Genomic DNA, 13,029 nt, shown 5'->3' on the forward strand with positions numbered 1-13,029 from the left:
CGGCGCCGGGGTGCCGGTCGCGAGAGGGCCGAGAGGTCAGTCCTCGTCCGGCTCCTCCGACTGCTCCAGCAGCGGGAGGTCCTCGCTGGTGACCAGGCGCGAGAAGACCACATGCTCGACCAGGCGTGCCCGGCGGTTGCTGGCGAGCTTGCCCGGGCCGCCCCGCAGTCCGCGCACCCCGAGCCGGTCGAGCTTGTCGCAGACATTGTCCAGCTTCCGATTGAACTTCGTCAGCTGCCAGCCCAGCCGCTGCGAGGCCTGGGCCGAGGTCGGCACCGAGCTCATCCCCGACCCTTCCCGCACCAGCATCGGCTCGGCGAGCGCGAGGATCAGGAGTTTCTGGCTCGGGGTCAGCTGGACCGACCCCATGGTGGTCTCCCCCACCGGGTCGTCCGGACCCGCGATGCGGGCGAACTCCGGGGAGTCGGCGTGCACCGCGAGGTCATAGGTGGTGGGGCCGGCGGTGAACACCACCTTGGTCACGTCGAAGACCAGAGGGATCCGTGCACCCGGCGCAAGCCACGCCTGCATCGATCCGGAGCCGTCGGTGATCGTGGCGGACAGCCGAGACCCGATGTTGACCAGCCACCACATCGACTCGACCTGGACGATCGTGAGGAATCGCCGGTGGAGGAACGGATTGTCCTCATCGACGATGAGATCGGCCTCCCGGCCTATGGTCAGCTCCTCATCGTCCTCGACGCGCCACCACTCCCCGCAGAACTCGACCGAAATCGTCGACGCCATCCTCAGTCGTCCCCTCTGTTGTCATTCTCGCCGCTCATGGATGCACCGTACCTGTCAGTCCGTGGACAGACATTCCTCCACCGGTGCGCTGGCGAGGCCGCTGGGATTGACCGTCCGCACCTCGATGCACGGATCCGGCAGCTGCGGTGGAATCGGCAGCGTGATCGAGTTGCGTCCATAGGCCTCCCGCCAGACGCCGTACTCGTCGGCGTAGCCCTCCGGCATGTCCTTCCACCGGATCTGGTAGTAGTCATCCTGCGTGACGCTGTCCGGCGGCTCCCAGGCGACCCTCACCATCCCGGGATCCGTCCCCTCACCTTCGGTGATGAGCTGGAGATCGATGCTCGTGGGCTCCCCGGGAGCCTTCGGCTTCTGCGTGGCGACGTTGATCTGCGTGGTCTCGATCGGATCCGGCTCCGGGACCAGGAAGTGACGCACACCGAGGCTCGTGCCGACGCCGAGCACCACGACGAACACCGCAGCCAGGAGGACGAACGGCCAGGCCGGGGTCGACGGCTTCTGGGCACGCTGCCACTCGCCGCCGGCCGGGCCCGGGTCGGGCGGAGCCGTCGAGGGTGAGCCGAGGGCACTGCTGGCCGGGCGCAGCATGGTCGATTCCACCGCGCCGGCACCCACGGCGGCACCATCGACCCCTCCGGGGTGCGGAGCCCGGCCCGGACCGGCGGGCGAGCCCAGCGCGGGAGCGACCCCCGCATAGGGGTCCAGCCGTCGCTTGGTGCCGGGACCGGTGGTGCCCGCGGAGTCCGGATCGACGGTGGCGACCTTCCGGATCCGCGTATGCATGTCGAGCTCGTCGTCCTCAGCGCTGTGCGCGGTCCCGGAGGCCCGGTCATCGAGCACGTCCATCTGCGTCACGGGCAGGGAGAGCGAGAGCTCCACCTGCTGCAGGCTCCGGCCGAACGCCAGCGCGGTGTCGTATCGGCCGATCGGCTCCTTCGCCATGGCGATCGAGAGCAGCCGGTTCAGCTCCGCGGGCACATCGGGCCGCTCCAGCGGGTGCAGCGGTTCGCTCGAGATGCGATGGATGAGGTCGGACGCGGTGTTGCGCTGTCCTCGCCGCTCGAAGGGGGTCTGGCCCGCCAGGAGCGAGTAGACGGTGGCGGCCAGCGAGAACACATCGGAGCGCACGTCGGAGCGGGGCGGGTCGGCGAAGAACTCCGGCGGCGACCAGGGGATCGACATCCCCTGGGAGTCCTCGATGTCATCGCCCTGCCCGGTGGCGATGGAGATGCCGAAGTCGGTCAGCGCGGGCCGGTTGTAGTCCGTGACCAGGATGTTCGCCGGTTTGATGTCGCGGTGGAGGATCCCGGCGCGGTGGGCGGTCTCGACAGCACCTGCGATCTGCACGCCCACTCGCAGCGCCTCGGCGACCGTGATCCTCTCCTTGCGGAAGCGGAGCCCGTAGTTCGGTCGCGGGCAGTACTCCATGACGATGTAGGGGCGGTGGTCGTCGGAGACCTCGGCCTGGTGGATCGTCACGATCGACGGGTGGGTCGACATCTGGGCCATGACATTGGCTTCGGCGTCGAAGAGACGGCGCACCGACTCGTCGAGCACGTTGGACAGCAGCACCTTGATCGCCACGCGCCGCTGCGGGCGGAACTGGCGGTACAGGAACACGTCGGCGAAGCCGCCGGAGCCCAGCAGCTGCTCGTACTCGTAGCCGGGCAGCCGGGGAGGGCGGGACGGGGGTCTCGAGCTCATACCCGCTCCCCGAACTCCAGCAGGATGCCATCGCCGAGGTCCAGGTGGTCCCCGTCGTAGAGGACCACACCCTCACGCGGTCGCAGTCGGACCGGCTCGAACCCCTCTCGGTGCAGCGTGGTGCCGTTGGTGGTCCCGAGGTCGAGCGCCACCACATGCCAGCCCTCCAGTCGCAGCTCGAGGTGCGAGCGGGAGATGTCCTGCTGCGGGCTGGGCACCGTGACCAGCTGGGGCACGTCGTTCCCGCTGACCCGGGAGGCCCGCGGCCGACGGCCGACGATCGCCGTGCGGTCCAGCACGAAACGATCGCCCCCGGAGATCTGCACCACTCCCAGCGGCGGGCGGGTGACGGTTCGTGGCAGCCCCTGCAGGGGTGCGCCGCAGAAGCGGCAGGCCGCCCGCTCGGACGAGTCCGGATGGCCGTTCACGCAGACGAGGCCGGGCAGCGACACCGCGTTGCCGGTGCTGTGGCCGGCTCCGCCGGCCGCCGCGGCCGGGGCCTGCCGGGGTCGTGGTGCCGCGTTCTGCGGTGCGGGTGAGCCCTGCTGCGGTGGCGTCCCCTGCTGCCGCGGCATGTGCTGCGGCGGCACGGCCGCGTGCTGCGGCGGGCGGGGCGGATTCGGGGAGCCGGTCCAGCCGGGCGCCGGAGCGTTCCGGTCGGGAGCCCCACCTGGTGCGTGCTGCCCGGAGCCGCCGCTGTGGCCAGGGGCGGGCTGAGGCCCGCGGAAGCCCAGGTGATGACCTGCGGCACCCGGGTTCACCGGCCCCTGGGGGTAGCGCGATGGCTGGCCCGGGCGGGGCTGGTCACCGATCTGTTGGCCGGCGGCCCCGGTGTTCATGGTGCCGCTGCGGGGCGGATAGGATCCGGCCTGCTCGTACGGTGCCGGCGGCTGCATCGGCATCGGTGGCGGGGTCGGGGCGGGACGGGAACCGGTGTTCGGGGCGGGCGGGCGCTCTGCCATGTGGACCTGCGGGTACGCCGGCTCCGGTGCCGGTCGCGCGGAGGCTCGTCGCGCCGCGGTCTGGGCGATCTCCGGGGCGGTGCGGCCCACGCCGGGCACCCAGTCGATGAATTCGCTCGGTGCGGAGGTCGGGGCCGGCTCCGGCTCCGGCACGGCCGTGGTGTCGGGCTCAGGGTTCGAGCTCATGGGCGAGGGCGAGGTGGCGGTCGCCGTGCCGGCGGCCGCGGTCTCCGGTTCAGCCTGCGTGCTCTCGGAGGCTTCGTCCCCCTCCTCGCCCCGGCGGACCGCTGCGTCCTCGATGCGACGGAACACGGTCTTGCCGAAGAGATCGTCGTACGCGCCGGAGTTCTCCAGGTCGCCCGCTGTCGAGGCCGTTGCAGTGCCGCGAGCGTCCGGGGCGCGACGCCGTGCGGGAGCGGGCTCACGCTCTGGTCCGTCCGGGTCATCGATCGGCTCGATCCTCGTCACCGGCGAGCTCAGTTCGTCCCCCGCCGTCATGTGTGGGACGTTGTCGTCCCGCAGTGGCTCCGGGGTCGGGTTCGAGGACGGGGGCGCCGGCAGCGGTGCAGTCCGGGGCGACGCCGCGGCCGTTGCCGGAGCGACCTCAGGCGAGGGAGAGGCGGCAGGGGGCTCGGCCGGGCTGGCTGTCGCCGGGTCGGGATGCGCTGTGGCAGCCTCCGCGGCGGAACTCGCTCCCGTGGGCCTGCTGCGGTCCTTGCGGTCGAAGAGCGAGGAGCTCACGAGGCGGCGTTTGCGGACCGTCGGCGACTGGCCGGCCTCGGTGGCGCCCGGCGCGACGGCAGCGGCAGAGGCCTCCGTCAGCGCGGCGCCGGGGCTCGGGGTCGTCGCCGGCGCAGGTGCCGGTGAGGCGGGAGTCGCCGGTGGTGCCGGCTGCGGGGACGGCGCGGGCGCTGCCCCCGGGGTCGTCGCGGGCTGCGCGGCGGCGGGCGCGGCGGTGGCGGGCGGCGCCGTCACCGCGGTCTCCGGCGGTGCCGGGGCCTCAACTCTCGATGGCGGGGCACCGCCGCCGAAGAGGCCGTCGAACATGTTGGGCGCCGAGGCCTCGGACACAGGGGCTGCGTCGGTGGCGGAGGGTGCGCTCGATCCGGTGCCGCCACGGGAGACTGCCGGGGACGCGCCACCCGGTGTCGTCGTGCCGGCGGCGGGCCTGGAGACCTCCGGTGCTCTGACGGGCTTCGGGGCGGGGCGCTCGGCGCGGCGCTTCTTCACCTCGGGATCTTCGATCGAGCGCCCGTCCTGCTCCACCTGTTCGGCGAGAGCGGCGCGCTCGCCCTCCTCCAGATCCGCGGGATCCATCGTCACGTGCACGAATCCGCGGATCGGGACGATCCCGGCCTCCAGTCGCGGCGCTCCGAGCCCGTCCTCGAGCGGAAGGTCTCCGAAGGCCGTCCGGCGGACGCCGTCGAGGGTGCGCACCACGAACGGATCGTCCTCGGTGCCCGCGATCTGCTGAGCCCCTTCAGCGGTGTACACCGCGATCGGGGTCGTCCCCTTCACCCCGAAGACGCCGTGGTCGCCGTCGTGGAATCCGAACAGGAGCGCCGTCAGCTTGTCGGCGCTCTCGAGCTCGCCCGCCTCCACCAGTCTGTCAAGGAACTCCTCCGGGGCGGGCTTCTCCCCCAGCACGGTCCAGGCCGCTTCGATCACCTGCTTGCGCAGGCCCGGGACGAGCACCACCCAGGCGTTCTCCCGCAGCACCAGTGTGGCCGGGCCCTGCTTGGTCCAGGTCCCCGCACCGAGCAGGGGCGTGCCCTCGCCCTCCGTCTCCTCGCTCATCGTCCGGTGCCGCCCTCGGTGACAGCGCGCGGGAGCGTGTCCTCATCGACCTCGAGTTCGACGCTGTCGGGGGAAACCGTCTCATTGCCCGCGGTGTCCTCCGAGGCCAGGGACTGGCCCACCACCTCGACGGCTTCGACCACGACGACGCTGACATTGTCGTGCCCGCCGGCGTCGAGCGCACGGCTGACCAGGTCGCCGCATACGGTGCGCACATCCGCGGGACTGCGCAGCATCCGTTCGATGCCGGTGTCATCCACCTCCCCGGTCAGTCCGTCGGAGCAGATGAGCATCCGGTCACCCGTCTCGGCGGGGATCAGCCAGTAGTCGGGATCGGATTCGGGCCCGGCACCCAGGGCGCGGGTGACCATGTGCCGATACGGATGCACCTTCGCCTGCTCAGCGGAGATCTCTCCGCGGTCCATCAGCTCCTGGACCACCGAGTGGTCGACGCTGACCTGTTCGAAGATCTCCCCGGAGAGGCGGTAGACGCGAGAATCGCCGAGGTTGAGCACCACCCAGTAGCCGACCCCGTCCAGGACCATCGTGGCGGCTGCCGCGACCGTGGTCCCGGCGCCGAGCGTCGATTCGCCGCTGAGCTCCCCGATGCGCACCGCAGCGGAGAGGAGGGCTTCCCCCAGCTGCTCGACGGTGACGTTCTCCTGCAGCGTGAGCTTCTCGAACTCCTCGACGACGATGGCGCTGGCCACTTCTCCGGCATTGTGGCCGCCCATCCCGTCGGCGACCAGGAAGATCGGCGGGGCATCGAGGATGCTGTCCTCGTTGGTGGCCCGCACGTGGCCGACATGGGTGGCAGCGGCGGAGACGACCCGGATCGTGCCGTGCAGATCCGGGTCCGACAGTGAGCGGTCGATCACTGCATCCTCTCCACGCTGACTGTCCGATCTCCCAGCGTCACCAGCGCCCCCGTGGGCAGAACCGTCGGGGAGTTCGGCACCAGGTTCTCCCGGGAACCGTCCTCGCGCAGGATGCTCGAACCGTTGGTCGACCCGAGATCGGTCACGATCACGTCGTCCCCGGCACCGTCGAGGTGCAGGTGCGTCTTGGAGACCGAGCGGGTGTCGTCCTTCATCACGAACAGCACCTCGTCACCCGGTGCCGCCGGGTTGCGCCCGATGACGACCGCCTTCTCGACGATCCGCCCATCGCCATGATCGGTGGTCAGGCGAAGCTTCTTGATCTCCGGCAGCTGGACTGCGGAGATGCGGGTCTGCTCGAGGTCCCCCAGCGGATCATCCGCCGCGGTGAGCCGGGTCTGCTCGTCCACACCATGTTCGGCGGCATCCCAGGCGTCAACGGTGAGATCGTTCGGCGGGTTCTCGGTTCCCTGGCCGTACGAGGCGGGAGCGGCCTGCATCGACTCCGCCGGGGACGGTGGCGGGGCCCACCCCTGACCGGCACTGCTCTGCGGAACCTCCGGGGCGGACTGCGGCTGGCCCCAGGGCTGCTGCCGGGGTGCGGCGGGCGGGGCATCATCCACCGGGGACCCCCACGACGCAGCTGTGGCGTCGGCGCCGGGCTGGCCCCAGGACTGCTGCTGCGGCGCAAGATCGTACTGACCATCCCATGCGGGCTGCTGCGTCGCCTCGGGAGCGGGCTGCGGCTGGCCCCAGGCCTGCTGCGACGGGATCGGGTCGACCGGCGGCGGCGCCCAGCCGTTCCCCGCGCCCTGCTGCGACGCGGCAGGATCCTGCATGGGTGACGACGACCAGGGCGCGCCGGTTCCCGGGGCGTCGGTGGCCGAGGCGGCGGAACCGCTCGATGCGAACGGAGCCGGCGGAGCGTACGGACTCGGTGCCCCCTGCTGCGGGGGGTTCCCCCAGCCGGTATCGCCGGCAGGCTGCGAGGGCTCTGGGTGCGAGGAGTCCTTCCAGGCTGCGCCGGGCTCAGCGAGCAGGTTCTCATGCGTGGACACCGCCACGGACGGCGCTCCGAGGTAGTGCTCCGCGCCCGCCCGCTCGAAATCGTCGGGGCGAGGCTTCATCGGGTTGCGTCCGGCCTTGATGTCCACCACCACGGAATCCACGGCCCGGTCGTGGAAACCGCGCAGGTGCTTCTTCGGGTCCAGGAAGATCGACAGCGCCATGATCGCGGAGATGAGCCCGTACAGCACCCAGCGGCCCGCTGATCGCAGGAATCCGAGGGGGCCGCCCTCGCTCTCGCGGGTGACGCGCAGGCCGAGGATCAGCTTGCCCAGCGTGAAGCCCTTGGCGCCGACCAGCCAGACCATCAGCAGGGTGTACGCCAGCGGCAGCGCGACGCCCACTCCCACCAGGATCAACGGCAGGGCACCGGCCGTCCCCGAGCTGATCATCAGGATCACGCCCACGACCAACGGCGCGACCGTCAGTGCACCGATCACCGCATCGATCAGGGCGGCGAGGAGCCGCTTGAGCGGGGACGCCGGAAAGCAGCCGTCCAGCGGTGCCTCCATCTCGTGCCCCATCGACGGCGCTGCGGGCCCCCCGGCGGGGGAACCCGGGCCGCTCGGAGCGCCCTGGGCGGGCCCGGGAACGTTCTGCTGCATCGGAGGCTGCGTGACCATCATCTGATCGTACTGTTCCCGACTGCGGAGCGTCGTGGCTCCCGGCTTCTGCGCTTCGAGGGAGTCGTGCGTGATCAGCTCGACGCCCTCGCCCTCTGCTGTGGACTCCTCTTCGCGCCCGAGATCCCGCGAGCGCGGCATGGGTGCCTGCGACCAGGCCCCCGGCGCATCCGTGGCCCGGCGCTCGTACGGCGACGCCTGGTAGCGCGCACCGCACTCGCCGCAGATCACCGCTCCTTCGGAGAGCAGACTGCCGCAGGTGCTGCAGTATCGCGTCTGGCTCATCAGGCACGACCCTTCTTCGATGACGTCCGTCTCTTCGCAGTGCCGTGCAGCGAGGAGCGTCGACGACGCATCGTCTCGGAGCGCCGCACGGCCTTGTCGCGTGCCCGGGTCCGGGCCCTGATCCGCTTCTTCGCGCTGCGACGATCAGCGGACCGTCGGCGGAAGGAGCGCAGAGACAGGGTCGCGAGGATCCGCTTGTGCCACGGCACCGCAGCCGACATGGTACGCCGCGCCGCCATGACCTGTCCCCAGTACTCCTCGGCCGCGGCCTCGGGCAGATCATCTGGTCCGAACACGGCACGATCGGCGCGGCTCGCCAGGCTCATCGCTCCCATCGCCGGGAGGTCGGAGTCCAATCGGGCCGCCAGCTCTGCCCTGGTCAGCAACGGATCGGGGCTGCGCCCCATATCGGCCAGCAGATCCAGGACCTCCTGCCATCCGCCATCGATCCGGGTCGCCAGCGGGCCCTGGGTGCGACGCCGGCCACGGCGCCTCCCCTTGGCGAGGATCACGGCGAGCGCCGCGAGCAGGAGCATCAGGACAGGGATGAGCCCGACCCCGACGTAGACCACCCATGAGGTCGGCTCAGGCAGCTCCTCATCGTCCTTGTCGGAATCCTGGCTCATCGCGCCGGGCGGCGGGCTCGGCGGCTCGGCAGGCGGAGGCGGCGGCTGGGCGACCTGTGGAAGCGGCTTCTCCACCTCCTTGGGCTCGGGCTGGGTCGGATCCTCGTCCTCGTCGGGGGCCGCATCGAAGCGCACCCACCCGATGCCGTCGAAGGCCACCTCGACCCAGGCGGTGACGTCATCGCCGGTGATCGTGACGGTCCCCTCCTGCCCCTTGGGCACCTCGAAGCCCATCACCACCCGGGCAGGGATGTCGATCGAGCGGGCCAGGACCGCGAGCAGAGCGGCGTACTGCTCCTCGTCGCCGATCATTCCCAGCGGCTGGGCGTCCGGGGTCTCCTTGTCGAAGCCGACCTCTTCCATCATCGCCAGCAGGCGACTGGCGCCATGACCGGACATCGAGGCGGTGTCGCCTTCGAGCCCGTGCGAGTAGTAGGCGTCGGACTTGACGGCGCTGGCGAGGTTCCGGAACTGGTCGTAGTCGGAGTCCGAGTTCCCCGACCACTCCTCGGCGTACTGCACGAAGCTGTCCACCGGGGCGTTGTCCGGCAGCGGGATGTCGGCGAACCTCGCCGTACGCTGCTGCTCTGCCGTGAGCTCGGCGTAGGGCTCGTAGGAGAGCTCATAGGTGTCCCCCGCCTGCACTCCCCGGGAGTTGACGAGGGTCTGCGACTGCTGGTTGAGGTAGAGGTTCTCGGAGGTGACGCTCGAGCGGTCCGTCGACATGTCCTCGAGATCGATGCGATTGGTGCGGGTGCCGACCGTGGGCATCCACACCCCGGTGTAGTCGCCGATGGTCACCGTCGAGACCTGCTCGGCCCCGCTGCCCTCGTGCAGGTCGACCCCCGAAGCGGTGCGGAGGAAGGTGCCGGAGGGACTGCTCTTCGACGTGCTGCTGGCGACGTTGTAGACCTGCAGGTCCCACTGGTCCATCGTGGCCAGGCGGATGTGCTCCCCGCTGCGCATCCCGGAGACCTGGAACAGCTCCGCATTCCGCTGGTCCTTCAGATAGCCACGGAACTCCGAGAGCGGGGAGACGTACTCCCGCGGATCGAAGGGCGGAGAGATGTGATCCCGTGCCGCGTAGCGGATCGTCCCGGCCGGCGGGTCGAGCAGAGAGTGCGCGGCGACTGCGCCGCTGCCGGCCAGGGCCATGATCAGGGCTCCCCCGATCACGCGCCGACGCAGCACCGGGTTCTGCCAGGAGCCGGGGCGCACGGAGTCGGAGATGATCGTCGAGTGCGCGCTGGAGAGGCGAGCTCCCTCGAACCGCCAGGTCAACCATGCTACGGAGAGGATGGCGTAGAGCACGCCGCGCAGCACCGGGGAGAAGGCCTGATTGGTACCGAAGACGATCGAGACCGCGAAGAGCGCCAGGGGGAACAGCCAGGCGAGCGCATAGCGGCGGCTGCGCAGCACGACGCTCATCCCCAGCAGCGAGAGCAGCAGGGCACTGATCCACACCACCGCCAGCACGCCCTGGGCGACGCCCACCGGCGGGGCCACGGTCAGGACCGATTTCCAGCTCGTCACAGGTGCCCTGAGCAGCTCCCACAGCGCGCCGGGACTGGGGACGATCCCCCAGATCGCGCGTGTCGGGGCCGCGAACATCGGCCCGAACAGGAGGTACACCAGCAGCACCAGCGGGGTGATCCGCAGCGGTCCCCAGCGCCACCGGGCGCCGATCAGGGCGATCAGGGTGCCGAACACCAGCGCCATGATCCCGGTCAGCAGGTACTGGACCCCGCCGTAGACATGGTGGAAGCCCAGAACCGCGAGGATGAACAGCGCACCGAGCACTGCCAGATCCACGGCGCGGCGGCCGTGAGGGACGGTGGAGAAGTAGCTCGGCGCACGCTTCGCCGGCGCTCTGGTGGGGCCGCTCATCGACCCACCGCCCGCAGCGCCTTGGCCAGGGAATCGAGCGATCCGAGGGTCACCACGTCGAGCCCGCCGATCGCGGACCGGGTCACGTCGGCGTCATCGACGCAGCGGATTGCTACCGCCATCACCCCGATCGGCAGCTGATTGGCGGCGGAATTCAGCTCCCGCGCCGTGGTGTGCGAGCCGACGACCATCATCACCGCCGACGCGTTGGGCGCGAGGTCTGCCGCCTTCTGCCCGAGCTCGTGGAAGGAGATCCGCTCCTTGAGCTGGTCGAGCACGGTGTAGTCATCCATCATCTGTCGCAGAGTGCGGGTGCTCTGGCGCTGATCGAGGGAGAAGGGCGTCAGCTCCTTCTCCTCGCGGAAGGTCTGTCCTGCTATCGAAGCCGCGGTGGAGACCGCCAGCTCGAACTCGTCGTCGCTGGCGTAGTGCTCGGCGAGGTTGTCCAGCGCGACCACCACATGGGAACGCCGGGTCTCCTCGAACTGTCGCACCATGAGCTTGCCGGTGCGGGCGGTGGTGCGCCAGTGGACATGGCGGCGGTCGTCGCCGGGAGCGTAGTCGCGCAGGGCATGGAAGGCGATGTCGGAGCTGGAGAGGTCCGAGGAGGGGGTGCCCTCGAGGTCGCGCAGGAAGCCGCTGGCGGCCTCGTCGAGTCGCACGGTGCGGGGGTGGACGAACAGCTCCTGCGCCTTCGCCCAGGTGACCTGACGTCGCATCAGCGACAGCGGGTCGTCGCGGACCGAGCGCACCGGACCGACGACGAGGACGGCACGGCGCTTGGTGGGCACGGCGAACAGCTCCTCGTGCGCGGCGTCCGCCGCCAGTTTCGGCACCATGAACTGCGCGGTCGCGGAGCCGACGGCGAGCTCGATGCGCGAGGGCAGGATGACTCGCTGGGTGGGGTTGGCGACCTCGACCCGGCCGACAGCGCGGGTGCCCACCACCACGCGATGGGTCTGCAGATCCAGGGTGACCCTGTAGGACGCCTTGCCCAGCACGAACAGCGCGGCGATCACCAGCGGCACGGTGAGTGCGAACGCGATCACGTTCAGCTCGGTGATGTGCAGGGTCAGGCCGGCGAACCAGCAGACGGCGGTGACGCCGACGACCGCCCAGCCGATGGGCGAGACCACATCGAGCACGGGGTGGATGCGCCGCAGCCACAGCTCGACCGCGCGATCCCGCAGGCCGGCGAGTCCGGTGCTGGAGGCGCCCTCGGTCACCGCGCCCTGGCCGCTCGCTGCACCGGGAACGGAGGAGGTGCTGCCACCGGCCGCCCGGTCCTGCCGCGCCTTGAGGCGCCGTCGGCGGGAGGTCGCCCGGGCATCCGCCCTGGCAGCGCCCCGACGCTTCTTGGCCGCTGCCTTCGCCGCCCTGGCATCGGCGGTATCGGTGGGCAGGGATGTCTCAGGACTCATGCGTTCCTCGTGGCTCGCCGGTGAACGGTGCTCATGCCGACTGCTGTCGCGCCTGGGGCGGCGCCACCTCGCTGAGGATCTTGGTCATCACGCTCTTGGCCGTGGTGCCCGCGAATTCTGCTTCGGGGTCGAGCACGAAACGGTGCAGCCAGACCGGCTCGATGAGGTGCTTGACGTCATCGGGGATGACGTAGTGGCGCCCGCAGACGGCAGCCCACACCTTCACCGCGCGCATCAGGGCCAGGGCTCCTCGGATGGACACCCCGACCCGCACCTCGGGTGCCAGTCTGGTCTCCTCCATCAGCCGGGAGACGTACTCCAGCACCGCGGGGTCCACGTGCACGGTCGCGGCCAGCTGGGTCATGTCGTTGACGGCCTGGAGGGAGATGCGCGGGGTGAGCTGCGAGCTGCGGTCACGCAGCGCGGAGCCCTGGAGGATCTGCACGCTCGAGGCATGATCGGGGTAGCCGATCGAGGTCTTCATCAAGAAGCGGTCCAGCTGCGCCTCGGGGAGCCGGTAGGTGCCGGCCTGCTCGATCGGGTTCTGGGTGGCGATCACCATGAAGGGGTTGCCGACCTCGTGGGTGACGCCATCGACGGTGACGCGCCCTTCCTCCATCACCTCGAGCATCGCGGACTGCGTCTTCGGCGAGGCGCGGTTGATCTCATCGGCGAGCACGACATTGGCGAAGACCGGGCCCTTGTGGAACTCGAACGACTTGGTGTTCTGGTCATAGATGGTCACACCGGTGACATCGGAGGGCAACAGGTCCGGCGTGAACTGGATGCGCGTGCTGGTGCCCTGGACAGTCGCGGCGATCGAGCGGGCCAGGGACGTCTTGCCGGTGCCGGGGGCGTCCTCGAGCAGCACGTGGCCGGGGGCCATCATTGAGGTCAGCACCAGGCGGACCACCTCGTTCTTGCCCAGGACCGCCTGGCCGACGCTCTGGACGAGCTTGTCGAAGGTCTCGGCGAACCAGTGTGCCTGTTCGGGGGTCATGCTCATGATGGAT

General features: G+C 70.5%; 8 protein-coding genes. All 8 read right to left on the reverse strand.

What is annotated here, in order from left to right; genetic code table 11:
- Positions 1-36: 36 nt before the first annotated feature.
- Genes CFK39_RS03140 through CFK39_RS03175 form a run of 8 tightly spaced genes read right to left on the reverse strand, consistent with a single transcriptional unit; the run spans position 37 to position 13,022 of the window.
- Positions 37-747: an FHA domain-containing protein gene (locus CFK39_RS03140; protein WP_089064234.1), complete on the reverse strand. Its 711-nt coding sequence runs from the start codon at positions 745-747 to the stop codon at positions 37-39.
- Between the two features lie 54 nt (positions 748-801).
- The gene (locus CFK39_RS03145) at positions 802-2,472 is read right to left on the reverse strand and encodes a serine/threonine-protein kinase (RefSeq protein WP_089064235.1); all 1,671 of its coding nucleotides are present in this window, start codon (positions 2,470-2,472) and stop codon (positions 802-804) included.
- Entirely contained in the window at positions 2,469-5,231 is a 2,763-nt protein-coding gene (locus CFK39_RS16635; RefSeq protein WP_089064236.1) for an FHA domain-containing protein, read from the reverse strand. Before CFK39_RS16635 ends, CFK39_RS03145 begins: the two co-directional genes overlap by 4 nt.
- Complete coding sequence (locus CFK39_RS03155; protein WP_089064237.1) at positions 5,228-6,109, reverse strand: PP2C family protein-serine/threonine phosphatase; 882 nt, start codon at positions 6,107-6,109, stop codon at positions 5,228-5,230. Before CFK39_RS03155 ends, CFK39_RS16635 begins: the two co-directional genes overlap by 4 nt.
- Positions 6,106-8,082 (reverse strand): RDD family protein, encoded by a 1,977-nt coding sequence (locus CFK39_RS03160; protein ID WP_089064238.1) that lies wholly within the window; start codon positions 8,080-8,082, stop codon positions 6,106-6,108. Before CFK39_RS03160 ends, CFK39_RS03155 begins: the two co-directional genes overlap by 4 nt.
- The gene (locus tag CFK39_RS03165) at positions 8,082-10,595 is read right to left on the reverse strand and encodes a transglutaminase-like domain-containing protein (RefSeq protein WP_089064239.1); all 2,514 of its coding nucleotides are present in this window, start codon (positions 10,593-10,595) and stop codon (positions 8,082-8,084) included. The genes CFK39_RS03160 and CFK39_RS03165 overlap by 1 nt, the downstream gene beginning before the upstream one ends.
- Positions 10,592-12,016 (reverse strand): DUF58 domain-containing protein, encoded by a 1,425-nt coding sequence (locus tag CFK39_RS03170; protein WP_089064240.1) that lies wholly within the window; start codon positions 12,014-12,016, stop codon positions 10,592-10,594. The genes CFK39_RS03165 and CFK39_RS03170 overlap by 4 nt, the downstream gene beginning before the upstream one ends.
- Before the next feature lie 31 nt (positions 12,017-12,047).
- Positions 12,048-13,022, reverse strand: a complete 975-nt coding sequence (locus CFK39_RS03175) for an AAA family ATPase (RefSeq protein WP_157697040.1) — start codon at positions 13,020-13,022, stop codon at positions 12,048-12,050.
- Between the last annotated feature and the right edge of the window lie 7 nt (positions 13,023-13,029).

The organism is Brachybacterium avium, assembly GCF_002216795.1.
Classification (GTDB): domain Bacteria; phylum Actinomycetota; class Actinomycetes; order Actinomycetales; family Dermabacteraceae; genus Brachybacterium; species Brachybacterium avium.

What these genes read in the sequence shown, in the direction of transcription:
- CFK39_RS03140 (WP_089064234.1), bottom strand. Translation starts at nt 747, where the DNA reads ATGGCGTCGACGATTTCGGTCGAGTTCTGCGGGGAGTGGTGGCGCGTC.
- CFK39_RS03145 (WP_089064235.1), bottom strand. Translation starts at nt 2,472, where the DNA reads ATGAGCTCGAGACCCCCGTCCCGCCCTCCCCGGCTGCCCGGCTACGAG.
- CFK39_RS16635 (WP_089064236.1), bottom strand. Translation starts at nt 5,231, where the DNA reads ATGAGCGAGGAGACGGAGGGCGAGGGCACGCCCCTGCTCGGTGCGGGG.
- CFK39_RS03160 (WP_089064238.1), bottom strand. Translation starts at nt 8,082, where the DNA reads ATGAGCCAGACGCGATACTGCAGCACCTGCGGCAGTCTGCTCTCCGAA.
- CFK39_RS03165 (WP_089064239.1), bottom strand. Translation starts at nt 10,595, where the DNA reads ATGAGCGGCCCCACCAGAGCGCCGGCGAAGCGTGCGCCGAGCTACTTC.
- CFK39_RS03170 (WP_089064240.1), bottom strand. Translation starts at nt 12,016, where the DNA reads ATGAGTCCTGAGACATCCCTGCCCACCGATACCGCCGATGCCAGGGCG.
- CFK39_RS03175 (WP_157697040.1), bottom strand. Translation starts at nt 13,022, where the DNA reads ATGAGCATGACCCCCGAACAGGCACACTGGTTCGCCGAGACCTTCGAC.